Source organism: Candidatus Electronema sp. JC, from assembly GCF_048287365.2.
In the GTDB taxonomy this organism is placed as follows: domain Bacteria; phylum Desulfobacterota; class Desulfobulbia; order Desulfobulbales; family Desulfobulbaceae; genus Electronema.
Genome location: NZ_JBLWEM020000013.1, coordinates 1 through 24,490, shown reverse-complemented (window position 1 = coordinate 24,490; position 24,490 = coordinate 1). Strand labels below are relative to the sequence as shown.

The following is a 24,490-nucleotide window of genomic DNA, read 5'->3' as shown; positions in this document are numbered from 1 at the left end:
TCGACACGTTGAGCCAGCAGGACATCAACTGCATCGCGGAAAAAATTAACAACAGGCCACGAAAATCTCTTGGCTTCAACACGCCAAAAAAGCTATTCTTGGAAGCCTGCCAAAAAGTTGCACTTGGAACTTGAATCCACAGATTATTACAATTCGCTGTACCGCGCCAAATTAAACGAATCTGTCAGCATTTCCGCAAAAACTGGCGAACCGATGAGCAGCGGCCCCGGCCTTTTTGACAACGGCGGCAATGACACGCATTTCGACTTTCTTATGGATCAACCTTCTTCTTCAAGACCTGCCGTTTCTTGGGATGCTTCAAGTCTCAGCGGCTCAGGCTATGTCGGATTCCACACCGGCGATCCCGGCCCTTCCGATGCCGACCGCCCTCACTTCGACGACGAGGACTATTGACCATGCTTGAACTGAATCTGACTGCCTACGGCTACGGCCTCGGCCTCGTGATCGCTCCTTGGTTCGGCGGACTGATCGTCGGCTACGCCTTCTCGCTGGCAAACATCAGCAAAATACTCTGATCCGGCCATGACTCCCGAAGAGCTGCAAACATTCCTTGATGCCCTCCAGCTGTTCCTCAGCGAGGATTTCGTGCTTCAGCTCCGGGACATCCTCTCCTTCGGACTCGGCGCGGCCTCCGGGCTGTCCTTCGTTCTCGCCGTGCTCACAGCCGCGCAGGTGACGAGATGATCCAGCTTCCGCCGGGCTTCAGCCTCTCAGCGCTGTACGGCGACCTGTTCACTCTGGCCGCGCCTCTTGTGTCCATCGCCTTCCTGATCGGCTGCGGTTTTCTGTTCTCCAAAATGCTTGCGAGGCTCTGATCATGTCCGCCCCCATCCCGTCCTTCTTCAAAATCCGCTGCGTCTTCGCGATTATCCTCATCCTGATCGGCTTCATGCTGCTGGGTCTGACGCGGCGGGCGTTTGCCTGCCCTTATCTTGGATCTTTTGTCGGCACTAATCCTTGCACGAATCGTTGGAGTATTGACGAGCATTGTGGTTATCCAACCAAAGATGCAGCCGCGCAGGCTTGCGGGTCGTCTTGCGTGTATCGGGTAACTGACTCCACTGACTATGAGGGTCTCATGGGTGCTGGTGTTGAGTTTTACCGCACTCCATTTGATTATGATAATTGCACCTTCAGTATCTATTACATTGTCGGTGATGACGGCGGTGATGACGGCGGTGACTCCGGCAACTGCCCCGACGAACGTGCCGCACTCGAAACCGAATGCGGCTCCCGTGGCTACACTATAGATGAAAACACCTGCCAAGGGCATTGCAACACTGACGGCGATCAATGCGCGGCAGAGCGTGCCGCGCTTGAGCAGCAGTGCGGCGGCCCGGACAAATACACCATTGACGAGTACACCTGCGAAGGTGAATGCGTCTGTCAGGATGCTGACGGCGATGATGCGCCTGATTCCTGCGACGCCTGCCCTGACGATCCAAGTCTCTTTATCACACGGCTTGACTATGTTGTTCCTGCGGGATCAACCTGCGGCAGCCTTTCCGCAGGCCAGTCCTGCGGCTATGTGCAGTATGCCTGCGGAGCGCCGTCAAGCGAGGCTGTGACATATCCGTCCGGCGGGCTGGACGATACAGACGTGATCACCTGCTGCGAATCCAAACCTGACTTGTCCTGCTCCTGTTCCAACGTCGGAGGCGGCGGCAAGGACACGGACGGGGACGGGACTCCAGACGATCAGGATACAGACGATGACGGCGACGGCATCCCGGACAGTGAAGATCCATGCCCAACAAATCCAGACCCTGACTGCGTTGACCCCTGTGAAGGACGTGATGATCCGAACTGCCGTGACACTGACGGCGACGGCGAGCCTGATTCCACCGATACAGACGATGATGGCGACGGCATACCGGACAGCGAAGACACTGACGATGACGGGGACGGCATTCCAGACGATCAGGAAACTGACACGGACGGTGACGGCATACCGGATGAAAATGACCCTGACGATGACAATGACGATATCCCTGACACTGAAGATAAAGACGATGACGGCGACGGCACGCCGGATGACGAGGAGACTGACCCGTACCAGACCAAAGAGGCTCCTTACTCCTTCATCACTGAAATAGGCAAGCAGTTCGGCGACCGCTTCACAGCGTTTATCGAAGAGATGAAGGGGACTTCGATCTTTTCGATTCCCGGCCAGATAATGGGAGACATTCCCACTGGCGGCAGCCCTTCCATTGAATTCAACGGCGGCGAATATTTCGGCGGCCTCCAGGAGATCAGCCTCTCTCACTGGTCTGCGGGCCTCGCCGTCATCCGAGCCTCGCTCTACGCTCTCTTTGCTGCTGTCGCCATCCGGATTGGAGCCTTGGGCCGCTGACCATGGACTGGCTGATAGAATTTTTCAAAGGCTTTTGGAAGCTCATCAAGAAGTTCTTCTGGTGGCTGATCGACAGCGTCTTCGCGCCCTTCCGCTGGGCGCTGGACGGCTTCTTCACGGTCATCACTCAGATAATCTACCTGATTTTTGACGGTTTCCTGACAGCGGTCGCCGCCGTCTTCAAAACCTTCGATCTGTCCTCCATGCTCTTCTCGTCGGTCGGCAGCTCTCTTGATCTGCCTCCGGCAGCGATCTGGCTCATCACGCAGCTCGGCCTGCCGCAGTGCGTCACCATGGTTGTCGTCGCCATCGGCATCCGCATGCTGCTCAACCTTCTGCCCGCCGCCGTCACCCGGATATGATCACCGCTTTCACAGGCACTCCCGGCAGCGGCAAGAGCTACGACGCAGTCCGCAAGATACTGGACAATCTGCGCAAAGGCCGGGTGATCTACACCAACATCCGGGGCATGGACTCGCCGGAATGCTTCGAGATGATCAAGCTGGTGGCCCGCATTTCCGACTACGGCCTTGCCAAACACCTGCGCTTCCTCGCCGACGAGGAATGCAAGGAGTTCTGGCTGCACGTCGAACCCGGCTCGCTGATCGTGCTGGACGAGGTGCAGAACATCTTCAATGCGCGTGACTGGCAAAGCAAAGCCAATGTGCAGTTCAACGCCTGGGCCTCCACGCACCGGCATCATGGCTACGATGTCATCCTGATCACGCAGAGCATCATGCGGCTGGACACCGCCGTCCGCGCCCTTGTCGAGTGGTCTTACGTGTACCGCAAGATCAACTTTTTCGGCTCTCTCATTCAGCAGAAATATATTTGCTACGCCTTCGCAGGCGAGGACACCGCAGGCAAGCCGCTGGGCAAGACTCCGCATACTTACGATCCGCAGATTTTTCTCTGCTATCAGTCTTACGTGTCCAAGGACATCAAGGAAATGGGCGTGATGAGTCACGTCAACGTGCTCAAACATCCAATTTTTTACGCCATTCCTTTGGTTTTCTGCTTTTTTGTCTACATGCTTTCCAAGTCTGGTCTTATTCACGGCGATCTTTTCGGCACTGAGAAAATCGCTGCTGAAGCCGAAGCCAGAGCCAAGGGCGTTCCTGTCAGCCGCATTGCCGCCGCCGCTCCCCGCCGTCCCGCTTATTCCGAGCACACGCCCAGCATCTGGGCTGACCGCACCAAGTCCGGCCAGCGTGTGTTCTCCAACCGTGGTTCAGAGGCTAAGACCAACAACGAGAAAGGACAGAAAAATGACGCGAAATCAACGAAGAAAGACGCTTGACCTCGCCGCAGCCGCGCTCGCGCTGGCCCTGCTGCTGCCTCATCCGGCAGCCGCCGCTCCGCTGGCCGCGCCGCCGAAGGCCGCAGTCAAGCCTAAACCCGGCCCCTGCGCCAATCCTTCACGGTGCATCGCCGTGGACTTCGACAAAGCCCCGCTCTCCGAGGTGGTCTATCTGGTCTCCGAGATGACCGGCGAGGGCTTCGTTTTTGACGACGGCGCCAAGACTCCCGCCGTGAGCTGGTCGCAGCAGAACGTGCCGAAAAGCGAGCTGCTGCCGACCTTCATCAAGGTGCTGACCTCGCTCGGCCTGACCGTGCACCGGATCGAAGGCTCGAACTTCTGGGCCATCCGCTCCGAGCCTGCTCTGATTTCCGGCGCGGACAGGTTCAGCTCCGGCGTGTACCATCTCCGGCACCTTGACGCTGAAGCCGTGCAGAAATCCGCCGAGGCCCTTTACGTTCGGGGCCAAGGGCAGCAAGGTGATCGCCTTCTCCGGCGACCCTGATCTGGTCGCCGACTTCAGCCGGATGCTCTCCGACATCGACCAGCCGCCGCAGACCGACTCCGGCATCGCCTCCATCCGCCTCCGGCACATCTCCGTCCGCACCGCTGTGGCCGCGCTCAACGACCTCAAGATCTTCGCCAGAAGCGGCTCCTCCTCCGCCAAGGGAGAAAAAAGCTCTTCCGGCTCCCAGTCCTCCGGCATTTTTCCCGACTACTGGAACCGCTCCGTTGTCGTGCACGGCAGCAAGGCCCAGCAGGACATGGCCCTGGTCGCGCTGTCCGCCATTGACAAGCCGCAGGAAGGCCACGCCGACGAGGTGGTCTTTCTCAACGTGCTCACCGCTGACGACGCGCTGACCGCGCTGAAGGAGCTGTACGAGGCTCTCAGCGTCCGCAAGCTCTCTGACGAGCGGCTGCTGATCAGCGGTGACCGCCCTCTCGTTGACAAGGCCCTGTCCACGGTCAGCAAGATGGACGGCGCAGGGCTGCAAGTCAAGGTCGAGGCCGTGTTCGCCAGTCTGACCGACAAGGAGTTCCTCGAACTCGGCACCAGCCTGTCCAGCTCCCGCTCCGACCTCAGCGCCTCGCTCAACAGCAGCTTCGTCAAAGTCTTTCCCGCTCCTTATTCCGGCGCGCTGCTGAACTATTTTGACGAGGTGCTCTCGGTCAAATTCGCCGCCGGTGAAGGCTTCTCGAAAGGCGAGGTCATCTCCTCGCCGACGCTGACCGTGCTCAACGGCAAGGAGGCCTCCCTTGTCGTGGGCCAGAGCGTGCCCTTCCTCACGCAGAAGGAGAAGAGCAGCAAAAAGGACTCCGACGGCGACGAGACCACCTCCGCCCTTTCCGTCGAGCGCAAGGACGTGGGTCTCTCCTTCAAGATCAAGCCCGTGATCCGCCCTGACGGCGACTTCATCAGCCTGACCGTGGCTCAAGAACTGAGCAGTGTCAACCCGGAGTCCCAGCTCAAGAACGCCGCCGATCTGATCGTGGACAAGAAGAGCGTCTCCACCACCGTGCTGGTCGGCAACGGCGACCTGATCTTCCTCGGCGGCCTGCGCTACAAGGAAGCCGGAAAATCGGTCGAAATGGTGCCTCTGCTGGGCGAAATCCCCCTGCTCGGCCAGCTCTTCACCTACCGCTCCGAAATAACCCATGCCCGCAACCTGATCATCAGCCTGCGGGTGAACGTGGTCTCCGCTCCTGAGCAGGGAATGCAGGGCGGCATCATTTTTTCCCCTGAGAAGGGCTGAGGAGGCTTTGCTATGAAAATCACTCACGCGCTTGTTCTTTACTGTCTTCTTTCTGCCGGGCTTGGCGTTGCAGCGTTTTTTTCTCCTGCATCCTCACTTCAGCTTGCCGAAAAAATCTTTTATGTCGGCCTTGGCGTGTTCTCCTGCTGGTCGCAGATCCAGCCGCTCCCTTCATTCTTCGGTAGGCTCTGTCGTTTCTGCAAATCAATTCCCCGCTGCTGGGCTGAATCCAAGGAGGCATCCAAATGACCGCCGCCACTGTTGCCGCACCGCGTTCCCGCCGCATGTCCGAACCAGAGATTCAAACCATGCACGCCGAGATGATCAAGCTCGGTCAGGCGATTCTGAACGGGGCTGGATCGGAGGCTGTTCCCCATGACGGAATAACATGGGGGGTCGAACTCGTCACCGGCCCTGTTTTTTCCTCTCCCGGCTTTGACAAGCTGAAGTGCGGCTTCCATGTTGAGTGGAGCAAAACCGAGCTGTTAGACCTGCTCGGCGACTGGAAGAGCCGTGCGCAGGAGGTGCATGACTCTGTGGCCGTGGTTCTGCCCGGCTTCGGCGATGAGCCGTTCCTCATCCACACCTCCGGGCGCAAAGGCGGCTTCGCCTTCCACCTTTCCCGCGCCGATCTCGACATTTTCTTTTCTGCCCGCAAAGACTGGATGACCACGCCGAACGTCTGGTGCGACATCGGCTCCGTGTCCTGCTGGGTGCCCGGCTGGCGGCACACGCTTGATCTGGTCGAGGACATCATCGCCCGCTTCGGCGGCAGAATCCATAAAACCGGCCTGTCCGAAATCCATCTCTGCACCGATTTCATCGGCGTTGAGATCGGCAGCCTCGGCCTTCAGAGCTATGACCGCTGGATCACCCGCGCCAACGTCTTTCATTCCTACAGCCAGCGGGCGAAATTCTCCGGCGTTGAGCTTTCCCAGACTGAAGGCCCCCTCGGCCTGAGCGGCAAGCCCTTCGACATCGTCGGCAGCACAGTGACCGAAACCGGTCTCCGCGTCGGTCAGGGAGACATCATGCTGCGCGTGTATGACAAGGTGCTGGAATTGCAGCGCGACGGGGCGAAACAGTCCGTGTTCGCCTCAGTCTGGGACAAAGAGGAATACAACGGCCAGCCCGTGACCCGCGTCGAATTCCAGCTCCGCCGCCCTGTCCTTCGCCAGCTCGGCGTGGACACACTCTCCGATCTGCTCGAAAAACTGAGCGGGGTCTGGGAATACTGCGTCTGCCGCTGGGCCGTGCTCTGCGCCGAGGCTCCAGACCGTGTGAACCGCAATCAGAGCAGGGCGGAAATCCATGAGTTCTGGAAGGCTGTGCAGGCTGTTGACTGGGGAACCTATCAGCCGGTTTTCCGCAAGAAACTTCAGCCGCTCAAGGACAAGCACCAGAACGCCGATCAGCTGGTCGGCTGCGCTCTGAACATCGCCGCGATAGAACGCTGCGGCGACAGCGTTGACGAGGTCATCCGCGTGGTCACGTCGGAAATAGCCGACTGGATCCGCGTCAAGGGCCTTGAGCCCGACCCCCGCACCGGCGAGCCGGTTCTGCTCGCCAAACTGAAGCGCAAACGCGGTGAAATCTGGCCGCACGGCATGGAAGCCGAGGTGCATGGAGCGTGAACCATGACCATCCTTGAACAGCACCTTGGCCGCTGCCTTTCTGCCCGCGATGTGGCCGAATATCTCCGCTGCGACATCTCCACGGTCTATCGCAACTACCGCGATCTTGGCGGTGTTAAAATCGGCATCTGCTATAAATTTTTTGAGAAGAGGCTGCTGAATGCCTTACTGGAACAAACAGCGCAAGAAATGGATGGCGCAGGTGCTGCACGAAGGCCAGAAGCACCGCAGCCAGCACGAGAGCAAAACCGCAGCCAAGCAATGGGAGGCGGAAAAGAAAAAGGAGCTGGAAAGCAGCGGCGGCGGCCCACAGGAACCCGCCGTGATCCGCACGCTCTCCTTGCATGACTGGGCCACCATGTACCTTGATCACGCCAAAATGAAGTTCTCCGTCAAGACCTACAAGGAGAAGCACTTCGTGTTCCGGCAGCTTTTCACAGCGTTTGACCCGGACACGCAGGTTTTCCGGCTGCACAAAGGCCAAGTGCTGGTTCATTTCCGCGATCAGGCTGGGAGCAGGTCAGGTTATGCCGCGAACAAAGACCGCAAGAATCTCATCGCCGCTTGGAACTGGGGCATCCAGTACCTGCCCGGCTTTCCTAAGGAGAATCCTTTCCTGACCGAACGGTTCGCCGAGGAGCGCAGTCCCCGGCATGTGCCCTCGGAGAAGGATTTCTGGGCAGTCTATGAGGCCGCTGAATCCGATCAGGACAGGCTGATGCTCCTCTGCTACCTGCATCTTGCAGCCCGTCGGAATGAGATATTCCATCTCCGCCGAGAGGATGTTGACCTCGACCGCAGGCGCGTCCGGCTCGCCACCAGAAAAAGGAAAGACGGTTCTCAGCAGTATGACTGGCTGCCGTTGACCGACCGGCTGAACAATGCTCTGTCCGAACACCTCGCCGCAACGCCCGGCCTTTGGGTTTTCCCGGATCCCCGCTCCGGCCTGCCTTACGTGTACCGCCAGAAGTGGCTTGACCGTCTCTGCCGCAAAGCCGAAACAGAGCCTTTCGGCCTGCACGGCATCCGCCACCTGTCCGCCAGCATCCTGATCAGGGCCAAAGTCTCCCTGCTCGACGTGCAGGCCATACTCCGCCATACCAACCTGACCACAACCCAGCGGTACGTCCACCGGCTGGAGAGTGTCAGGAAAGCAATTGAGGTGTTTGAATGAATACTGTTGTTTTGACAATTACAGGCTTGTTTTATTGTTTCTGGGATATGCGCTTATTGATCGTCTTCCTTTTGATTTTACCTTTGAATACGATCTTTTTTTATCTCCGGCCTTGCTCTCCTCTGGTTATTTTTTTCTCATCTTGAACGTCAGTTTAATCGGCTTTATCGGCTTTATAAAAAGGAGCCAAAACAGGAGGTGTTTGAATGAATTCTGTCCAGAAACTTGAAACCGTTGGCATTTCGTATTCTTCCGCAGATATTTTTCGTCTCATCGAATCTGGTTGGCATGTTAGTTATTCAAATCAGACAATGTCTGCATGGCGCACCGTGCAGAAACATGAGGATGAAGACCCGGAATCTGACCTGAATTTGGATCAGCTTCAGAAGGAGGAAAAGGAATAATCAAAATTACAGAAGGCAAGCTGTCTGCATTGAGATTCTTCAGCAGCGGTCGGCCCTTCCCTTTGACCCCAGCTCAGGCGCAGAGATTTTTGGATGCTGTACTGAAATAAAAAGCCCAACAGCGAACCCAACAAATAGAAAAAGGGAGTCACCTTTTTCAAGGCAACTCCCTGATATTGCTGGCGGGGCCGACCGGGCTCGAACCGGCGACCTCCGGCGTGACAGGCCGGCATTCTAACCAACTGAACTACGACCCCGGAAAATTTGGTGGGCGAAACAGGGATCGAACCTGTGACCCTCGGCTTGTAAGGCCGATGCTCTCCCAGCTGAGCTATTCGCCCGCACCAAATGGTGCATACTTTTTACCAGAATCCGCGCTGCCCGTCAATTAAAAAAATCGGGAACAGCGAAAAATGCGCCGCGCTTCAGTTGCGCTGGGCCGGGACAGCGGGCACGGTGATGAGCGTGGGAGGAATCACCGCGTCCAAGGGCGCGTCGTGAAACAGCTCCTCGCCTTCGCGCAGAAGCAGGGCGCGACTGAAGACCTCGTCCACATGCTCGACCAAGGCAATGTCCAAGCTGGCCCGCACTTTTGCCGGAACATCTTCCAGATCGCGCTCGTTCTCCTTGGGCAGGATAACGCGGCTGATGCCGCCGCGTTTGGCCGCCAGCAGCTTTTCGGTCAGGCCACCAATGGGCAGCACCCGGCCCCGCAGGGTAATTTCTCCGGTCATGGCAAGCTGGCGGTCCACCGGCACCTTGAGCAAAGCGGAGACAATCGAGGTGGCCATGGTGATGCCGGCGGATGGCCCGTCTTTCGGAATCGCGCCTTCCGGCACATGGACATGGATGTCCAATTTCTGGTAAAAACCCGGATCCAGCCCCAGCCGCCCTGCCCTGGCGCGCACGCAGGCCATTGCCGCTTGGGCCGACTCCTGCATCACCTCGCCCAGCTTGCCGGTGACAGTCAGCTTGCCAGTGCCGGGCATCAGGGCGGTTTCAATCTGGAGCAGCTCGCCGCCGACCTCTGTCCACGCCAAGCCAGTGACCAAGCCGGTTTCGTCCTTTTTTTCAGCCGAGCCGTAGCGATGCTTGGGCACGCCGAGATATTCGGACACCGCCGCGCTGCCGAGCTGATATTTCCGCTCCGGCTCTTTCTTTTGCAGGCGGTCGCGGGCCACCTTGCGGCAGATGGAGGCGATGGTCCGTTCCAAATCGCGCACCCCGGCCTCGCGGGTGTAGCGGCGGACAATCTCCAGCATCGCATCTTCAGCAAACACAATGTCGTCCGCAGCAAAACCGTTGCGCTCCAGCTGCTTGGGCGCGAGATACTCCTGAGCGATGCGCAGCTTCTCCTCCTCGGTGTAGCCGCTCAGGCGGATGATCTCCATCCGGTCTTGCAGCGGCAGGGGGATGCTGTGCAGGCTGTTGGCCGTGGCGATGAAGAAAACCTCGGACAGATCGTAGTCGAGATCAAGATAATGATCGTTGAACGCGCTGTTCTGCTCCGGGTCCAGCACCTCCAGCAGGGCGGATGAGGGATCGCCCCGGAAATCCACGCTCATCTTGTCCACCTCGTCGAGGCAGAAGACCGGATTGATGACCTCGGCCCGCTGCATGGCATGAATGATCTTGCCTGGCATGGCCCCGATGTAGGTTCTGCGATGACCGCGAATTTCCGCCTCGTCGCGCACCCCGCCGAGCGAGAGTCGGACGAATTGCCGGTTCATGGCCTTGGCGATGGACTTGCAGATCGAGGTTTTGCCCACGCCTGGCGGGCCGACAAGGCAGATGATCGGCCCGCGTATCTTTTCCACCTGCGCCTGCACGGCTAAATATTCGAGAATGCGCTCCTTGGCCTTTTTCAGGCCGTGGTGATCCTGATCAAGAATGCGCTCGGCCTCCTCAATATCAATCTTGGCCTCGCTTTTTTCCGTCCACGGCAGGCTTATGATGGTGTCCAAATAATTGCGCACCACCGTGCTTTCGGCGGACATCGGCGGCATGGCTTTGAGCTTGTTCAGCTCGCGCATCGCCTTTTCCCGCGCCGCCTCCGGCAGCTCTTTTTTCTCCAAGGCCGCCTGCAATTCGCTGTGGTCGTCCGGGACTTGGCCCATCTCCTGCTGGATTTCCTTGACCTTCTCGCCGAGATAGTAGTTGCGCTGATTGTCGGCCAGCCGCTTGCGCACCTTGACCTCGATGGATTTCTCCAGCTCGTCCAGCTCGATTTCCCGATACAGCAACTCGATCAAGCGGCGGAGGCGGTCCGGCAGGGCGACGGTCTCCAGCAGCGCCTGCTTCTCCGCCGCCGGAAGCTGGACATGGGCGCAGAGCAAGTCAACCAGCCGGGCCGGATTTTCCATCACCGCCGCAACCTTGACGATCTCCGCTGGAATTTTCTGACGGCTGATCTTGATGTACTCGGCAAAGGTGCGGCGCAGCTCTCGACTGTAAGCGGGCAGATCGGGATGCTCGGCCTCAGTGTCAGGCCGTTCCGACAAATCGGCGCGGAGGAAGTCGCTGAACTCAATATAAGCGGCGGCGGCGGCCCGGCGTTTGCCTTCCACCAGTGCTTTGATGTTGCCATCAGGCAGGCGGAGGAGCTGGATGACCGTGGCCAGAACCCCGAAGCGGTGGAGGTCGGCGGCCTGCGGTTCATCCACGCCCGCGTCCTTCTGCGCGACGATGAAAATCAGCGAACGCTGCTCCATCGCGTGCTCCAAGGCCCGGACGGAGTTCTTGCGGCCAATCACCAAAGGCGCGACCATGCCGGGAAAAAGAACAATGTCCCGCAGCGGCATGACCGGATAACGAACCAGATTGAATTCAGACATATCTCTTTCAGAAAAATCAGTTATGAGCTGCCGTTGCACTCACCGGCCTCGCGCAGAACAACGGGAAGATGTTCATTTCGCGCATTTTTTCCTCAATGTTCAAGCAGATTGCATTTCTATTATTTGTTCATTGCACAGAACTTTTGCCGCAGTCCCAAGGATTGATAACCAGCAGATCCTTGATATGAGCAAAGTCTTTGCTGTTCCTCGTTGCCAAGCTCAGGTTGCGCACTATCGCAATAGCCGCTATCTGCGCATCTTCCACGCTGATAGGCCGTCCTATCCGTATTCTTTCCGCAACGAGAATGCCGTACTGCTGCGCTGCCAACTCATCAAACGGAATATTTTTTCCTGCAAACACCGCAAACATGTCTTCCGCTGCCGAACGCAATTCGTTCTGCCGCTTTCCTTCCGGCAGCAGAGCAATGCCCAGTTCAATTTCAGCGCGTGATATTGAGCTGACAAACAACTGATCCGCAGGCTGCCTGTCCAGCCATTCGATGATGGCGGGATTTGGGCGGGCGCGCATCAATTCGGACAAGATGTTGGTGTCAAGAAGCATCGCTGTCTTGCTGTGGCAGTCTTGGCAGAGAACGGCTTGGAAGATCAAGCTCCACGCCGCCAATCTTTTGGAAGAGCTGATGAATGCGGGTGCCAATTCCCTGCGGATGCGGCTCAGGCGCGAGAAATTTTTCTAAAATGCTCTTCGCCTCTTCCTCTGCGGTGCAGCCGTGCATAGCCGCCTGCTCTTGAAGCCGGAATTTGATTGGCCCCTCAAGCGTGATAGTCAATGCGTTCATAAGTCATTCCTGATTTAACGCAGCATTCATTGGCAAAGATTCCTTGCTTTGCCAAAAATGACATGCTTGGATTATGCCCTGAAATGCTGCTTTCAGACATCCGTTTCCTCCTGACAAACGTTTGTCAGGAGCATTTGCTCGTTGAAAAGCTCCAAACAAACGTCTGAATGCTGCCGCGCAACATCCGACAGCAGGTTTCACAGGTTTGAATGCTCCCTGCAAACGTTTATCAGGAGCATTTGCTCGTTGAAAAGCTCCGAACAAACCTTTGAACAGAGCTTTCAGACGTGCAAAAGCTGCCTGCGGATGTTTGCAAGGAGCATTCACTCGTCCGCAGGCGGTGTTTTCTTGTCCGAAACCTCATGGCGGCGCATGTGCAGCCAGCCAAACAGATCTTACATCACAAAAGCACCGAACGCTGTATGACGCAGCGGCTTGTCATGCAGCTTGAACGGCATAATCTCATCAAACAAAGATGTTCTCAGTCCGCCTGTTTTTGTGTATTCATCTATGCACTTGGCGACGAACTCAGCCAGTTTGACCGGAACAGCATTGCCAATCATCTGCTCCAGATCAGTTTGCGTACCTGAAAATTGAAATGATTTCGGAAAAGTCTGGATATAACTGCGCTCAATTGTTGTCAGCGGACGAATTGCATCAAGACTGACACCGGCTGGATCGCAAGCGTTCAGCTTGTATCCTTTTGGAACAGGGCGGTTCACGCCGCGCACTGTCGGACTCGGCTCATCAATGCTGAATATCCCGCGACGGTTGTAGTTGCGTGGATGACGGTAATAATATTCCAATCCCAGAGAATCGCCTAAATATTCCCTGACGGTCATCGGTCGAGCAGACAAGTTCTTTCGCATGATATTTGTCAGCGCATTATGCCTGCCGCCAAGCTGGCCGATGAGAAAAAAACGCTTCCGCGCCTGAGGTGCCCCGCAGAGCGAAGCATCAAGAACGGCTGAGGTCAGCCCGTAACCTGCGCTCTGAAGTTGCTCAATAATTTCAGATAAGACGTGGCTTTTTTTAATTCGCTCGACATTCTCCATGACAAACCATTTTGGTTTGACAGCGCAGACGATGTTTGCAAATTTGAACGTCAAATCAGCACGGCCTTGGCTGGTGTCACGTTTGCCTGCGCTTGAGAAATCTTGGCAAGGCGGCCCGCCCATGATCATCTCAGGATGAAATTGTTCGATTTTCCGTATGGATGAACCTTCATCATTCAGGTCGTGCAAAAAAACAGGATGGCTGAAGTTTTTCTGATATACAGCCACAGCCTTTTCCCAGTTGTCAAACGCTGCGACAACATCATATCCGGCATTTTCAAACCCAAGAGAAAGACCGCCGCAGCCGGAAAAAATGTCAACGCATCTCATGAAAACAATCCGGGAGAATTAAAAATTATGGCATCAAATCTTCTTTCAGGGCTGAGCAGATTTTGACCGCCGCCAAGAATGATGTTTCTGATTTCCTGCTTAGTGATTGCTGGCATTTTCAACCTGCCGCAGCGCATGTATTTGTTTGTTATGTTCCCAGCAGAGGCAAACGCTTTGTCATTTTTTGTGTTATAGGACAGACTGTCAACAATCTGCCCGTGATTGAACCGGCCATTCTTTTTTATATCGTGCAACATTTTGCACAGCCAGACCGCAGTTCGCGTCTGCCTGTTGATTCCGTTCGCGTCTTTATTTCTGCTTGCTATCTGCGAAATGAAATAACAAAATGCCGCATCGCTCCAAACAAAAACATCCAAGCAGTTCTCCGCAAGCTCAGGCGATTTTCCAACAGTCTTCCATACAGGCTGAATGAGAAAAGGCTTCTGCTGCGCTTCCAATCTGAAAGATATTTTCTCAACAGTCTCAATCAGCACTGGAATTTCAGCAAGTATCTCTTTAGGCTGCGTCCAGTCCAACAGATCGAACTCAGGGATATTTTCAGCAAGGTTATCTTTCAATCCTGATGCCACGCTGCACGCAAGATATGCGATGGTGTCTGGACGGACAACAATCTCGCTGCCATAGTCTTGTTCAGGCAAATCACAAGTTGTGTTGTCCGGCAGCGCGGTCAGCTTGACTTCCAATCCAGCTAAACACTCGCCGGTGTCAGCGCGTTGAATGACTAAGTCTGTCCGTGGAAGAACTCCGACAAGAAAATGCTGATAAGGAGAATGCTGCGCTTCAAAAGCAAAATAAATTTGCCCGCCAAGGGGATCAATGCCAAAGACTTGATCTATGGCTGTAAATGTCTGCGTGAATCTGCCGTGATCAACACAAAGATAATTAGCCGCTATCTTCTTTGACGCAAGATAACAGCATAACGCCGCAGGAAATGAGGAGTTAAATTGATTCTTCCCCCATGCTTCCTTTTGGGTGAAATCTCTGTTGCTCTTATTCAGGCCAAAGAGTCCCGGCTGCATTTCGGTCATGGTTCATTGCTTTTGTGATATAGCGACTCCGGGTGACAGACGGGACTCCTGCATTGGTCAAGGCGGTTGAGCGGAGCCGAAACCGCCGCCGCCTTCGGCTCCGCTCAGGCAGCTCGTTTAACGTTGCAAAACAGGGGCAAAAGATTTTTCGCCCCTGCTTTCACGCCGCCTTCCGCCGCTTTTCATCACGGATCACAGCAGGTTGCTCGCCCTTGCTGATCACCTCCTCATTGATCACGCATTCCACCGCGTAGTCATCCGAGGGCAGCTCGTACATCACGTCGAGCATCGCGCTTTCCATCACCGAGCGCAGCCCGCGCGCTCCGGCCTTGCGCTCCAATGCCTTTTTGGCAGCGGCGTTCAGGGCCTCTTCGGTGAAGCGGAGCGTGATGCCTTCCAGCTCAAAGAGCTTCATATACTGCTTGGTCAGGGCGTTCTTCGGCTCTTTGAGGATGCGGATCAAGTCCTCCTCGCGCAGCTCACGCATCGGCGCGATGACCGGCAGGCGGCCCACCAGCTCCGGAATCAGGCCGAACTTGAGCAGGTCTTGCGGCTGTACGTCAGCGAGCAGTTCGCCCTCGCTTTTCTCCTCGTCCAAGTGAATTTTTGCGCCGAAGCCGATGGATTTCTTGCCGCCGCGCCGCTTGATCACCTTATCCAAGCCGACGAACGCTCCGCCAACAATGAAGAGAATGTCGGTTGTGTCAATCTTGATCAGATCCTGCTGCGGATGCTTGCGCCCTCCTTTGGGCGGCACTGAGGCTGTGGTGCCCTCGATCATCTTCAGCAAAGCCTGCTGCACGCCTTCACCGGACACGTCGCGGGTCAGTGAGGCCGAATCCGACTTGCGGGCGATTTTGTCGATCTCGTCAATATAGACGATGCCGCGCTGCGCCCGCTCCACGTCGTAGTCCGCCGCCTGAAGCAGGCCGACAAGGATGGTCTCCACGTCGTCGCCGACATAGCCCGCCTCAGTCAGCGTGGTCGCGTCAGCGATGCTGAAGGGCACGTTGAGAACACGGGCCAAGGTCTGCGCGAGCAGGGTCTTGCCGCTGCCGGTCGGGCCGATCAGAACGATGTTCGATTTCTGGATTTCCACCGCGTTCACATCGCCCTTGCCAGCAATGCGGGAGCTGATCCGCTTGTAATGATTATGCACGGCCACGGCCAGCACCCGCTTGGCAAAATCCTGGCCGATGACGTAATCATCCAAATGGGCGTGAATCTCCTTGGGCTTGAGCAGGCGGGGCGGTTCGACTGCGGCGGGCTGGGCCGCGCCGTCAGCAGGCTCTTTGATCATTCCATTGCAGATTTCCACGCACTCGCTGCAAATATAGACATCCGGCCCGGCAATCAGCCGCGCCACTTCCGCCTCGTCCCGACCGCAGAAGGAGCAGGCGCGCGAGCCAGCAGAGCTGCCGGTCAGTTCGTCGCTCATGCCTTGGCCTCCTCCCTGCGCTCTAGCACCTTGTCAATCAGGCCGTATTCTTTCGCTTCTGGCGCGGCCATGAAGTTGTCGCGCTCAGTGTCCTGCTCGATCTGTTTGACCGGCTTGCCGGTGTGCTTGGCCAAGATGGTGTTGAGATCAGCCCGCATCCGCAGGATTTCTCTGGCATGAATCTCGATGTCCGTGGCCTGGCCCTGATAACCGCCCATCGGCTGATGAATCATGATCCGCGAGTTGGGCAGGGCGTAGCGCTTGCCTGCCGCGCCTGCGGCCAGCAGCAGCGCGCCCATCGAGGCCGCTTGCCCCATGCAGAGTGTGGCCACGTCGCAGCGGATATACTGCATGGTGTCGTAAATGGCCATGCCTGCGGTGACAGAGCCGCCGGGCGAGTTGATGTAGAAGGTGATGTCCTTGTCCGGGTCGTCCGCTTCCAGAAACAGCAGCTGGGCGACAATCAGGCTGGAAACATCGTCGTTGACCGGCGTGCCGAGAAAGACGATGCGCTCCCGCAGCAGGCGCGAGTAAATGTCAAAAGCCCGCTCGCCGCGCGGACTCTGCTCAACCACCATTGGCACAAGATTCATGATCGCTCCTTAAAAACAAAAACCGGACAGCAGTCTGTCCGGCTGGTAGGCTAAATAAAGGGTTCCGGCCTATGCCTGCTGCGCTTCCGCAGCTTCCTCTTCCACTGCCGCCGCCTGCGCTTCGGTGATCTTGGCCGCGTCGAGCAGGAAGCGGAGGATTTTTTCGTTCAGCAGCTCGGCAAGGAAGGGCATAATTTCCTCCCGCCGCTGGAAATACTGCTTCACTTCCGGCACAGTCATCTTGTACTGCATGGCGATGCGCTGATACCCGCGCTCGATGTCCTCGTCCGCCAGCTTGATCTCCTCCAGCTCGGCCACTTTCTTCAGCAGGAAATCGCCCTTGACCCGCTTCACCGCTGCCTCGCGGTTCTGCTTGGCCAGCTCGTCGCGTTTGATGCCGGCGGTCTCCAACGTCAGACCGGCGCGCTTCAGCCGCTCCTCAGTCTGGTTGATCATCTCCTGCACCTCGTAGGCAACCGCCCGCTCCGGCACCGGAAAGTCATTCATGCTGATCAGCTTCTGCATGATCCGGTCCACCAAATCGCCCTCTTGAGCGGCCTCGCGCTGCTTCTTCAGCTCTTCGGCGATGCCTGCCCGCAGCTCGGCCAGCGAGCCGCAGTTCGCGTCAACATCCTTGGCGAATTCGTCATCAGCAACAGGCTTGACCCGCTCCTTGATCTCCTTCACATCCACCTTGAATTCGATCTTCTTGCCCGCCATGACCGGGTTGACGTAATCAGCCGGAAAGTCCGTCTCATACAAAGCGGACTCGCCTTTCTTCAGGCCGATGAGCTGCTCCTCGAACTCCGCGCCGAGCCGCTTGGTGCCCACGTCAATCGAGTAGTTCTCGTTATGCACTTCCTTCATCGGCTTCTCGTTGTGGAAGCCTTGGAAATCAACGATGACGATGTCGTCTACCGCCACGCCGTGCTCGTCGTCAGCAGTCCGCAGCACCGCGTGCTTGCGGCGCAGCTCCTCAATTCTGCCGTCGATGTCGGCCTCGGTCACGTTGACCGCAGGCTTCTCGATCTCCAAACCTTTGTACTGGCTGATCTCAAAGACCGGCTTCACATCCACCAAGGCGACATAGACAAAAGAGCCGTCATCAGGAAAATTAGTCTCGCGGATCTCAGGATGCACGACCACGTCCAGACCCTTCTCCTCAATCGCGTCAAAGTAGGTCTCCTGCACCAACTGCTCCGCCACCTCGGCCCGCACCCGCTCGCCGTAGTTCTTCTCCAGAATGGACATCGGGGCTTTGCCCTTGCGGAATCCCTTGAGGTGAACATCCTTCTTCAGCTTGCCGTAGGCTTTGTCCATCGCCTCCTGCACCGCGTCCGCAGGCACGGTGACGGTGAGCTTGCGGGTCAGTTCGCTCAGTTCTTCGACTGCTATTTCCATGCCCCAACTTCTTTGGTTCTGGTTGCTTGGCCCAATTGAGACAGTTGGCAAAGTTGGGACAGAACATTGATCAGCTGCTATTTCCATCGACTCAAATTCCTCGGTTCGGATTGCCTGCCCTGGGCAGAAGTTATCTCAATCCAGAGCCAGGCGCAGGTTCCCGCCGCCCGTCTCCTGAATATGGGACCGTGTATTTTCAGAGGGTTGGTGCGAGAGAGGGGGGTCGAACCCCTATGCACTACGTGCGCTGGATCCTAAGTCCAGTGCGTCTGCCAGTTCCGCCACTCTCGCGTTAATCCTGTAGTATTAATCAATGAACAGTGCTTCGTCAAGGGCGAGCTGCGGAAAACGGTGAAAAGAGGGGTGGGAACAGCGGAGGGCGGGCCAAAGCGGCAGCAAGTTGGACAAGAATTGCCCGGCCTGCTGGAAGGCCGGGCAATTTTATTGCTCACTGGGAGCAGAGCGGTGATTTCTGCCAGAATAAACGCCGGGCTGCTTACGCCGCCTTCCTCGGCACAAAGCGCCAGACCGGACTCATCACAGATGAGTAGACCTCCTTGGCAAAGTTGAGCATTCCCTCGAAACCGGCCAGTGCCTCTTTGCGCTCGTGGTTGTGGTCGCAGAAGCCGATGCCCAGCTTGTAGGCAATCGGTCGCTCCTTCACCCCGCCGACAAAGACATCCACGCCTTTTTCTTTCAGAAAGGAGTTCAGCTCCAGCGGGTTGGCATCATCGACGATGACTGTGCCCGGATCGGTGATCGCCTCCAGCTCGCGGTAGTCCTCCTCGGTGCCGGTCTGCGAGCCGACCATCACTACCTGCATGTCAATCAGGCGGAACGCCTTGACCAGCGAGAAGGCTTTGAACGAGCCGCCCACATAGATTGCCGCCTTTTTCCCGGCCAAGGCTTTGCGGTACGGCTCCAGCTTCGGCACCAAGTCGCGCACCTTCTCCTGCACCAAGGCTTTGGTGCGCTCCATGATCCGGTCTGTCTCCGGGTCGTCCGGGTATTTCTTTTTGAAAAAACGGGCGATGTCGTACAAAGCCTCGGACATGTCCTCAATGCCGAAATACGAGACCCGGATGGCAGGCGTGCCGTACTTCTCCTCCATCATCTTCGCCAGCTGCATGGTTGAGCCAGAGCACTGCACCACGTTCAGGGCAGCCCCGTGCGCCCGGCAGATGTCAGCAATCCGGCCATCGCCGGTGATGTTGGCCACCACCTGAATTCCCATGCGTTCGTAGTATTCGCGCACCATCCAGATCTCGCCTGCGAGATTGAAGTCGCCAAGGATGTTGAGAGAGAATTTGGAGATGCCCGCCGTATCGCCGGTGCCAATCAGGCGGAACATGGCATCACAGGCCGCCTGATAGCCTGCGCGCTTGTTGCCTTTGAAGCCTTCCGACTGCACCGGAATCACCGGAATGCCGGTCTCAGCGGCCACATCCTTGCAGACAGCCTCCAAGTCGTCGCCGATGATGCCGACAATGCAGGTCGAATAGACAAAGGCGGCTTTCGGGCTGTGGCGGGCGATCAGCTCCAGCAGGGCGCGGCGCAGCTTCTTCTCGCCGCCGAAGATGACATCCATCTCCTGCAAATCTGTTGAGAAGGAAAGCCGGTGCAGCTCCGGCCCTGAGGAGAGAGCACCCCGGATGTCCCACGTATAAACCGCGCAGCCGATCGGGCCATGCACAAGATGCAGCGCGTCGGCAATTGGGTACAGCACCACCCGCGAACCGCAGAAGACGCAGGCCCGCTGGCTCACCGCGCCAGCCAAGCTGTCCTTGTTGCAGACAAGGTTGAAGGGCTTCTCGCCCTTGACGTGAACCTGATTCTCTCGTTCTTTCAGCAGCACCGCGCCCATGATCTTTCCCTTGATAAATACACTGAGGATGTCTGTCATTTTCTTTGTTGAAGCAAAGGCTGTGCCAAGGACGCAGGCTGCATTTTTTCAATAAAAAGCAGCCGGATGCCCCGCCAGAGCTGAAAAACTTTACAGATTCATTTTTGTTGTTTCAGTGACAATTCCGTGACGAATTCACGTTTTTCGTCAGCAGCGGCGGCGCAGGCAGGCGAGACTTGATCTTGATCCGGCAAAAAGAGCGGTGTATAGTGCTTTTGTGCGGATTTCTTGTCAGAAAAGAAGGCAGGTAAACTTAAATAAATATGCCGAAACTCTATGAATATCTTGGAATAGTCATTTATTTTTGGTCAAATGAGCATGATCCTGTCCATGTTCACGGCGGCTGTCAGGGCAGAGAGAGCAAGGCCGAGCTGCATATTGAAGATGGCAAGGTCAAAGAAATCAGAATAATCAACGTCAAAGGCCGCAGCCCTCTTGATCCTGCTGAGTTACGAAATTTCGAGTGCCTTGTGCAGCAGAAAGCAGATGAGATTGTTCAGAAATGGATAGATTATTTCGTTTTGCGCAAGAAAGTTTCCTTTGAAAAAATAACGGGGAAAATCTGAGATGGAAGCAGCTCATCATAATTTTGCCGATGATGCGGTTATTGACGTGATGGAAGCTGAGTATTTTCCACCCTACTCAATCCGCCTCCGCTTCAGCGACGGCGCGGAACAGTCTGTTGATTTCAGAGAATTTTTAGAAAAATCTCGCCATCCTGAGATCAGAAAATACCTCGATCAGGAACTGTTCAGAAGATTTTCTGTCGTTTATGGCCGACTGGACTGGAATGATTATGATTTGTGCTTCTCCATACAAGATTTGTATGAAGGAAGAATATGAAGGTGGACGCAGTTTATCGCTGCGTTTACTCTGATATCTAACTATTTTATTACCGTGGCAATAAATGAACACTCATCGGATTGGTTATATTGTAATTCGTAATTTTCGTCTTTGTCGTGAGGTGTCTTTTACACTTGAAGATTTTACTCCTCTTGTTGGGCAGAATAATACCGGCAAGTCGGCTATTTTGAAAGCTATAAGCTGGATACTATCACCATCAGCATTGCTACAAACAGATTTTTTTGATTCAGAAAAGCCAGTTGAAGTATGTGCTCGTATTGACGGAATAACTAAGGATATTATTGATATGCTGCCTGAACAAAAACATAGAACAGCAATCACTCCATACTGTGAAAAAGGATTTCTTTGGATTCGAGCTATTGCTACCGGAACAACCGCCAAAGCCATTACCAAAGAGGTGTACGATTATGAATCGTATTCTGAAAATGGTGTGCCTTCAACATGGAAGGCTTACCCCACAGGTTTACCGCAAGCAGTTCAATCTCTTTTGCCTGAACCATTGCAGATTGAAACAATTAAAGATATCGGCGAAGACCTTGGCAAGGCGAAAGCTGGAACTACTATAAAAGGACTATTAGATGAAATAGTTGATCCGATTATAGCTTCCCATAAAGAAATCAACAGCGCACTGGATACCGTAAGAAGCATTATCACCTCAACAGGCGAAAATAGGTCTCAACATTTGGATAATTTTGACAAAAAAGCGTCAGAAGCCTTGGGAGGATTTTTTACTGGATTAAAACTAAATCTTGATCTTCCTGTCATAGAAGCTAAAGATTTTTTCAAATCAGGCGATCTTCTTGTTGAAGATACAATAACTGGAGACAAGCGGCGTTTTGATCAAATGGGAACAGGGGCGCAGAGAGCCATTCAAATGGCATTACTTCGCTATTTAGCAGATATTCGTCGTTCTCAGATTTCCGAAACACATTCGAGACGGTTACTGCTGATTGATGAGCCAGAGCTTTATCTTCATCCGCAAGGAGTGAGACGCTTGCGGCAAGCCTTGGAGTTTCTTTCAACTTCTGGATTTCAAGTGATATTTTCAACACATTCACCATTGATGTTGAGCCGAGAGAAGGCAGCATGTACTGTAATCGTCAGAAAAGATAAAGAAATAGGTACAACGGTTAGCAAGCCACTGCTTGATGTGGTAAGCAAGGCAATGAATTGTGCTGAATCTCAATCAAAGACTTTGTTTCAACTTGGAAATATTGCAGAAATATATTTTTCTGAGCGAGTTGTCGTATGTGAAGGAAAAACAGACCAAAGACTGCTCCCGTTAGCATACGAAAAATTGTATGGCCATCCACCAGATATGGATCATATTACATTTGTATCTCTCGGTTCATGTGCGGATATCCCGAAGGCACTTCCCGTTTTGAATGCAATGGGAATTAAATCATGTGCAGTTGCTGATCTTGATTTTGCGTTTACTCATGCTCGCAGATGTGGAAAAGATTCTCTTTTGCCAACAGAGGATAACGAGACAAAAGAAATAAGAGCATTATTTTCATCATTAAAACATGAGCATGAAATACCTTTAGCTGACAATGGTCTTCCAGGAAACAGTCAAGGCTTACAATGGACTGTTTCAGATGTATGGGCGTTAGCAGCAAAAGACAGTAAGGGAAAACATATCGCAACTTCTGTTCATGATGAATTAAAAAAGAAAGGCGTTTGGATTTGGCCTGTTGGCTGTATTGAACATGTTACTGAACATGAAAAAAAAGGTGAAAGTGCTATTATTCAGCAGGAAGAGGAAATTAAAAAAATGGATACAAGCCAACTTGAAACTACGATGCCTTTATTTAAGGAATGTTTTGATTGGATAAAAAGTATCTGATGCCATGCTTTCCTCAACCCTAAGCGGAGCGGTGATGGGCGTGGACGGCCTGCTTGTCCGCGTAGAGGTGGATTTGGCTCTTGGCCTGCCGCTCTTCTCCACGGTCGGGCTGGCGGAAGGCGCGGTGCGCGAGGCCAAAGACCGGGTGCGGGCGGCGGTCAAGAACAGCGGCTACGAGTTCCCGCCGCGCCGGATCACGGTCAACCTCGCGCCGGCGGCGGTGAAAAAGGAAGGCTCAGGCTACGATCTGCCCATCGCGCTGGGCATCCTTGCCGCCTCCGGCGCGCTGCCCTGCCCGGATTTGGCCGAAACCATGATCGTCGGCGAGCTGTCCTTGGACGGCGGAGTGCGCCCGGTGCGCGGAGTTTTGCCGATGGCTTTGGAGGCGAACGCCAACGGTGTCCGCCGTTTTCTCGTGCCAGCGGAGAACGCTCACGAGGCTGCTGTTGTTCAGGGCATTGAGATCATCGCCGTGCAAAGCCTGCGGCAGGCGGCGCAGCATCTGCTCGGCGAGCTGGACATCCGTCCCTCTTTCACTGATGTCGAGGCTCTCTTCAGCCGCCGCAGCGAATATCCGGCGGATTTCGCTGAAGTGCGCGGACAGGAGCATGTCAAACGCGCCCTTGAAGTGGCGGCGGCGGGCGGCCACAATCTCCTGCTCTGCGGGGTGCCGGGCACGGGCAAGACCATGATGGCCCGGCGGCTGCCGACCATCCTGCCCGATCTTTGCCTGAGCGAGGCACTGGAAACGACCAAAATCTACTCCACCAGCGGCCTGCTTTCCGAGGCCCAGCCGCTGATGGTGACGCGGCCTTTCCGCTCGCCGCACCACACCATTTCCGACGCGGGACTGATCGGCGGCGGCCAGATTCCTCGGCCCGGCGAGGTCTCGCTGGCCCATAACGGCGTGCTTTTCTTGGACGAGCTGCCGGAATTCCGCAAGCACGTTTTGGAGGTCATGCGCCAGCCGCTGGAGGACGGCGTGGTGACGATTGCCCGTGCCGCAGCCAGCCTCCGCTTTCCGGCGGACTTCATGCTGGTGGCGGCGATGAACCCCTGCCCGTGCGGCTTTCTCGGCGACAAGGTGAAGCCGTGCCGCTGCGCCCCGATTCAGGTGCAGCGGTACCGCAGCCAGCTCTCCGGCCCGCTTTTAGATCGCATCGACATGCATGTTGAGGTGCCGCCGGTGCCGGTGCGCGAGATCAGCTCGCGTTCGGCAGGCGAATCGTCGCAGAGCATCCGCGAGCGGGTCAACCGGGCGCGGCGGCTTCAGCAGGCCCGCTTCGCCAAGACCAGCGGCGTGACCTGCAACGCCCGCATGTCGCCCCGCCAGATCGAGAACCTCTGCCCGTTAGACGAGGCAGGCCGCAAGCTCCTCGGCAGCGCGATTGACCGACTGGGCCTCTCCGCCCGCGCCTACCACCGCATCATTAAAATCGCCCGCACTATCGCTGATCTGGCCGAATCCGAGCAGATCAGCCCCGCCCATCTCGCCGAAGCGGTGCAGTACCGGCGGCAGCAGCAGGAGGCGGCGTGAGGGAGCATTCATTCCCGCCACCCACCAGCTCCCGCAACGCCGTCTGCCGCAGCCCCGTGTCCTTAGACCTCTTGCATAAGTCCTTTCAGGCTGATCTTACTGCAAGATTGCAGCAGGCAGCGATAAGATTGAACCTGAGACTGAACCTTTTTCTTCTGTTGCGGTATTTCTCCCGGAGAATGCGGAATATTTTCAATTTT

The 24,490-nt window shown here is 55.7% G+C and carries 25 protein-coding genes, 3 tRNA genes and 1 pseudogene; 15 read left to right on the top strand and 14 right to left on the bottom strand.

What is annotated here, in order from left to right:
• Positions 1–123 precede the first annotated feature (123 nt).
• The 11 genes from ACNKH3_RS01735 (at position 124) to ACNKH3_RS01685 (ending at position 8,640) form a co-directional block, all read left to right on the top strand.
• Positions 124–414 (top strand): hypothetical protein, encoded by a 291-nt coding sequence (locus ACNKH3_RS01735; RefSeq protein WP_420208022.1) that lies wholly within the window; start codon positions 124–126, stop codon positions 412–414.
• 129 nt (positions 415–543) lie between these two features.
• Complete coding sequence (locus ACNKH3_RS01730; protein WP_420208021.1) at positions 544–705, top strand: hypothetical protein; 162 nt, start codon at positions 544–546, stop codon at positions 703–705.
• The gene (locus tag ACNKH3_RS01725) at positions 702–836 is read left to right on the top strand and encodes a hypothetical protein (protein ID WP_420208020.1); all 135 of its coding nucleotides are present in this window, start codon (positions 702–704) and stop codon (positions 834–836) included. The genes ACNKH3_RS01730 and ACNKH3_RS01725 overlap by 4 nt, the downstream gene beginning before the upstream one ends.
• A gap of 2 nt (positions 837–838) precedes the next feature.
• Positions 839–2,374: a hypothetical protein gene (locus tag ACNKH3_RS01720; protein WP_420208019.1), complete on the top strand. Its 1,536-nt coding sequence runs from the start codon at positions 839–841 to the stop codon at positions 2,372–2,374.
• Between the two features lie 2 nt (positions 2,375–2,376).
• Positions 2,377–2,736 carry a hypothetical protein gene (locus ACNKH3_RS01715; protein ID WP_420208018.1) on the top strand — a complete coding sequence of 120 codons (360 nt, stop codon included), beginning with the start codon at positions 2,377–2,379 and terminating at the stop codon, positions 2,734–2,736.
• Positions 2,733–3,674 carry a zonular occludens toxin domain-containing protein gene (locus ACNKH3_RS01710; protein WP_420208017.1) on the top strand — a complete coding sequence of 314 codons (942 nt, stop codon included), beginning with the start codon at positions 2,733–2,735 and terminating at the stop codon, positions 3,672–3,674. The genes ACNKH3_RS01715 and ACNKH3_RS01710 overlap by 4 nt, the downstream gene beginning before the upstream one ends.
• Positions 3,643–4,179 (top strand): hypothetical protein, encoded by a 537-nt coding sequence (locus ACNKH3_RS01705; protein WP_420208016.1) that lies wholly within the window; start codon positions 3,643–3,645, stop codon positions 4,177–4,179. Before ACNKH3_RS01710 ends, ACNKH3_RS01705 begins: the two co-directional genes overlap by 32 nt.
• Positions 4,091–5,428, top strand: a complete 1,338-nt coding sequence (locus tag ACNKH3_RS01700; RefSeq protein ID WP_420208015.1) for a type II secretion system protein GspD — start codon at positions 4,091–4,093, stop codon at positions 5,426–5,428. Before ACNKH3_RS01705 ends, ACNKH3_RS01700 begins: the two co-directional genes overlap by 89 nt.
• Positions 5,429–5,673: 245 nt before the next feature.
• Positions 5,674–7,062, top strand: coding sequence for a hypothetical protein (locus ACNKH3_RS01695; RefSeq protein WP_420208014.1), 1,389 nt, complete (start codon positions 5,674–5,676; stop codon positions 7,060–7,062).
• Positions 7,063–7,222: 160 nt separating this feature from the next.
• Positions 7,223–8,236, top strand: coding sequence for a tyrosine-type recombinase/integrase (locus ACNKH3_RS01690; RefSeq protein ID WP_420208013.1), 1,014 nt, complete (start codon positions 7,223–7,225; stop codon positions 8,234–8,236).
• Between the two features lie 206 nt (positions 8,237–8,442).
• Positions 8,443–8,640: a hypothetical protein gene (locus ACNKH3_RS01685; RefSeq protein WP_420208012.1), complete on the top strand. Its 198-nt coding sequence runs from the start codon at positions 8,443–8,445 to the stop codon at positions 8,638–8,640.
• 180 nt (positions 8,641–8,820) lie between these two features.
• Here the strand turns inward: ACNKH3_RS01685 and ACNKH3_RS01680 are convergent.
• The 13 genes from ACNKH3_RS01680 to nifE form a co-directional block, all read right to left on the bottom strand.
• A tRNA-Asp gene (locus ACNKH3_RS01680) sits at positions 8,821–8,897 on the bottom strand.
• 8 nt (positions 8,898–8,905) lie between these two features.
• A tRNA-Val gene (locus tag ACNKH3_RS01675) sits at positions 8,906–8,981 on the bottom strand.
• Between the two features lie 84 nt (positions 8,982–9,065).
• Positions 9,066–11,474, bottom strand: a complete 2,409-nt coding sequence (gene lon, locus ACNKH3_RS01670) for an endopeptidase La (protein ID WP_420208011.1) — start codon at positions 11,472–11,474, stop codon at positions 9,066–9,068.
• A gap of 127 nt (positions 11,475–11,601) precedes the next feature.
• Positions 11,602–12,036: a type II toxin-antitoxin system VapC family toxin gene (locus tag ACNKH3_RS01665; RefSeq protein WP_417915783.1), complete on the bottom strand. Its 435-nt coding sequence runs from the start codon at positions 12,034–12,036 to the stop codon at positions 11,602–11,604.
• On the bottom strand, positions 12,026–12,274 hold the full coding sequence (locus tag ACNKH3_RS01660) for a plasmid stabilization protein (protein WP_420208010.1): 249 nt from the start codon (positions 12,272–12,274) through the stop codon (positions 12,026–12,028). Before ACNKH3_RS01660 ends, ACNKH3_RS01665 begins: the two co-directional genes overlap by 11 nt.
• A 3-nt stretch (positions 12,275–12,277) precedes the next feature.
• Positions 12,278–12,601, bottom strand: coding sequence for a hypothetical protein (locus ACNKH3_RS01655; RefSeq protein WP_420208009.1), 324 nt, complete (start codon positions 12,599–12,601; stop codon positions 12,278–12,280).
• A 68-nt stretch (positions 12,602–12,669) separates the two neighbouring features.
• Positions 12,670–13,659: a DNA cytosine methyltransferase gene (locus ACNKH3_RS01650; protein ID WP_420208008.1), complete on the bottom strand. Its 990-nt coding sequence runs from the start codon at positions 13,657–13,659 to the stop codon at positions 12,670–12,672.
• Entirely contained in the window at positions 13,656–14,708 is a 1,053-nt protein-coding gene (locus tag ACNKH3_RS01645) for a HindVP family restriction endonuclease (protein ID WP_420208007.1), read from the bottom strand. The genes ACNKH3_RS01650 and ACNKH3_RS01645 overlap by 4 nt, the downstream gene beginning before the upstream one ends.
• 160 nt (positions 14,709–14,868) lie before the next feature.
• Positions 14,869–16,146: an ATP-dependent Clp protease ATP-binding subunit ClpX gene (gene clpX, locus ACNKH3_RS01640; protein ID WP_417916603.1), complete on the bottom strand. Its 1,278-nt coding sequence runs from the start codon at positions 16,144–16,146 to the stop codon at positions 14,869–14,871.
• A complete protein-coding gene (clpP, locus tag ACNKH3_RS01635) occupies positions 16,143–16,739 on the bottom strand; it encodes an ATP-dependent Clp endopeptidase proteolytic subunit ClpP (protein WP_417916604.1) in 597 nt (198 codons plus the stop codon). Before clpP ends, clpX begins: the two co-directional genes overlap by 4 nt.
• A 69-nt stretch (positions 16,740–16,808) precedes the next feature.
• Positions 16,809–18,140 carry a trigger factor gene (tig, locus tag ACNKH3_RS01630; RefSeq protein ID WP_420208006.1) on the bottom strand — a complete coding sequence of 444 codons (1,332 nt, stop codon included), beginning with the start codon at positions 18,138–18,140 and terminating at the stop codon, positions 16,809–16,811.
• A gap of 205 nt (positions 18,141–18,345) precedes the next feature.
• A tRNA-Leu gene (locus tag ACNKH3_RS01625) sits at positions 18,346–18,431 on the bottom strand.
• Between the two features lie 205 nt (positions 18,432–18,636).
• Positions 18,637–20,004 carry a nitrogenase iron-molybdenum cofactor biosynthesis protein NifE gene (nifE, locus tag ACNKH3_RS01620; RefSeq protein ID WP_420208005.1) on the bottom strand — a complete coding sequence of 456 codons (1,368 nt, stop codon included), beginning with the start codon at positions 20,002–20,004 and terminating at the stop codon, positions 18,637–18,639.
• Between the two features lie 302 nt (positions 20,005–20,306).
• On the opposite strand from nifE, the gene ACNKH3_RS01615 reads away from it, so the two are divergent.
• The 4 genes from ACNKH3_RS01615 (at position 20,307) to ACNKH3_RS01600 (ending at position 24,290) form a co-directional block, all read left to right on the top strand.
• Complete coding sequence (locus ACNKH3_RS01615; protein ID WP_420208004.1) at positions 20,307–20,609, top strand: DUF4160 domain-containing protein; 303 nt, start codon at positions 20,307–20,309, stop codon at positions 20,607–20,609.
• Between the two features lies 1 nt (position 20,610).
• Positions 20,611–20,886, top strand: coding sequence for a DUF2442 domain-containing protein (locus ACNKH3_RS01610; RefSeq protein ID WP_420208003.1), 276 nt, complete (start codon positions 20,611–20,613; stop codon positions 20,884–20,886).
• 64 nt (positions 20,887–20,950) lie between these two features.
• Positions 20,951–22,753, top strand: coding sequence for an ATP-dependent nuclease (locus tag ACNKH3_RS01605; RefSeq protein ID WP_420208002.1), 1,803 nt, complete (start codon positions 20,951–20,953; stop codon positions 22,751–22,753).
• Positions 22,754–22,757: 4 nt separating this feature from the next.
• On the top strand, positions 22,758–24,290 hold the full coding sequence (locus ACNKH3_RS01600; protein ID WP_420208001.1) for a YifB family Mg chelatase-like AAA ATPase: 1,533 nt from the start codon (positions 22,758–22,760) through the stop codon (positions 24,288–24,290).
• An 85-nt stretch (positions 24,291–24,375) separates the two neighbouring features.
• Here ACNKH3_RS01600 and ACNKH3_RS01595 read toward each other — a convergent pair.
• Positions 24,376–24,490, bottom strand: a pseudogene (locus tag ACNKH3_RS01595) (IS5/IS1182 family transposase); the annotation flags it as partial.

Coding starts and splice junctions, on each gene's coding strand:
- clpX (WP_417916603.1), bottom strand. CDS start 16,146: ATGAGCGACGAACTGACCGGCAGCTCTGCTGGCTCGCGCGCCTGCTCC.
- ACNKH3_RS01695 (WP_420208014.1), top strand. CDS start 5,674: ATGACCGCCGCCACTGTTGCCGCACCGCGTTCCCGCCGCATGTCCGAA.
- ACNKH3_RS01615 (WP_420208004.1), top strand. CDS start 20,307: ATGCCGAAACTCTATGAATATCTTGGAATAGTCATTTATTTTTGGTCA.
- ACNKH3_RS01605 (WP_420208002.1), top strand. CDS start 20,951: ATGAACACTCATCGGATTGGTTATATTGTAATTCGTAATTTTCGTCTT.
- ACNKH3_RS01720 (WP_420208019.1), top strand. CDS start 839: ATGTCCGCCCCCATCCCGTCCTTCTTCAAAATCCGCTGCGTCTTCGCG.
- ACNKH3_RS01685 (WP_420208012.1), top strand. CDS start 8,443: ATGAATTCTGTCCAGAAACTTGAAACCGTTGGCATTTCGTATTCTTCC.
- nifE (WP_420208005.1), bottom strand. CDS start 20,004: ATGGGCGCGGTGCTGCTGAAAGAACGAGAGAATCAGGTTCACGTCAAG.
- ACNKH3_RS01600 (WP_420208001.1), top strand. CDS start 22,758: ATGCTTTCCTCAACCCTAAGCGGAGCGGTGATGGGCGTGGACGGCCTG.
- ACNKH3_RS01690 (WP_420208013.1), top strand. CDS start 7,223: ATGCCTTACTGGAACAAACAGCGCAAGAAATGGATGGCGCAGGTGCTG.
- ACNKH3_RS01610 (WP_420208003.1), top strand. CDS start 20,611: ATGGAAGCAGCTCATCATAATTTTGCCGATGATGCGGTTATTGACGTG.
- ACNKH3_RS01730 (WP_420208021.1), top strand. CDS start 544: ATGACTCCCGAAGAGCTGCAAACATTCCTTGATGCCCTCCAGCTGTTC.
- ACNKH3_RS01710 (WP_420208017.1), top strand. CDS start 2,733: ATGATCACCGCTTTCACAGGCACTCCCGGCAGCGGCAAGAGCTACGAC.
- tig (WP_420208006.1), bottom strand. CDS start 18,140: ATGGAAATAGCAGTCGAAGAACTGAGCGAACTGACCCGCAAGCTCACC.
- lon (WP_420208011.1), bottom strand. CDS start 11,474: ATGTCTGAATTCAATCTGGTTCGTTATCCGGTCATGCCGCTGCGGGAC.
- clpP (WP_417916604.1), bottom strand. CDS start 16,739: ATGAATCTTGTGCCAATGGTGGTTGAGCAGAGTCCGCGCGGCGAGCGG.
- ACNKH3_RS01715 (WP_420208018.1), top strand. CDS start 2,377: ATGGACTGGCTGATAGAATTTTTCAAAGGCTTTTGGAAGCTCATCAAG.
- ACNKH3_RS01705 (WP_420208016.1), top strand. CDS start 3,643: ATGACGCGAAATCAACGAAGAAAGACGCTTGACCTCGCCGCAGCCGCG.
- ACNKH3_RS01725 (WP_420208020.1), top strand. CDS start 702: ATGATCCAGCTTCCGCCGGGCTTCAGCCTCTCAGCGCTGTACGGCGAC.
- ACNKH3_RS01665 (WP_417915783.1), bottom strand. CDS start 12,036: ATGCTTCTTGACACCAACATCTTGTCCGAATTGATGCGCGCCCGCCCA.
- ACNKH3_RS01650 (WP_420208008.1), bottom strand. CDS start 13,659: ATGAGATGCGTTGACATTTTTTCCGGCTGCGGCGGTCTTTCTCTTGGG.
- ACNKH3_RS01645 (WP_420208007.1), bottom strand. CDS start 14,708: ATGACCGAAATGCAGCCGGGACTCTTTGGCCTGAATAAGAGCAACAGA.
- ACNKH3_RS01660 (WP_420208010.1), bottom strand. CDS start 12,274: ATGAACGCATTGACTATCACGCTTGAGGGGCCAATCAAATTCCGGCTT.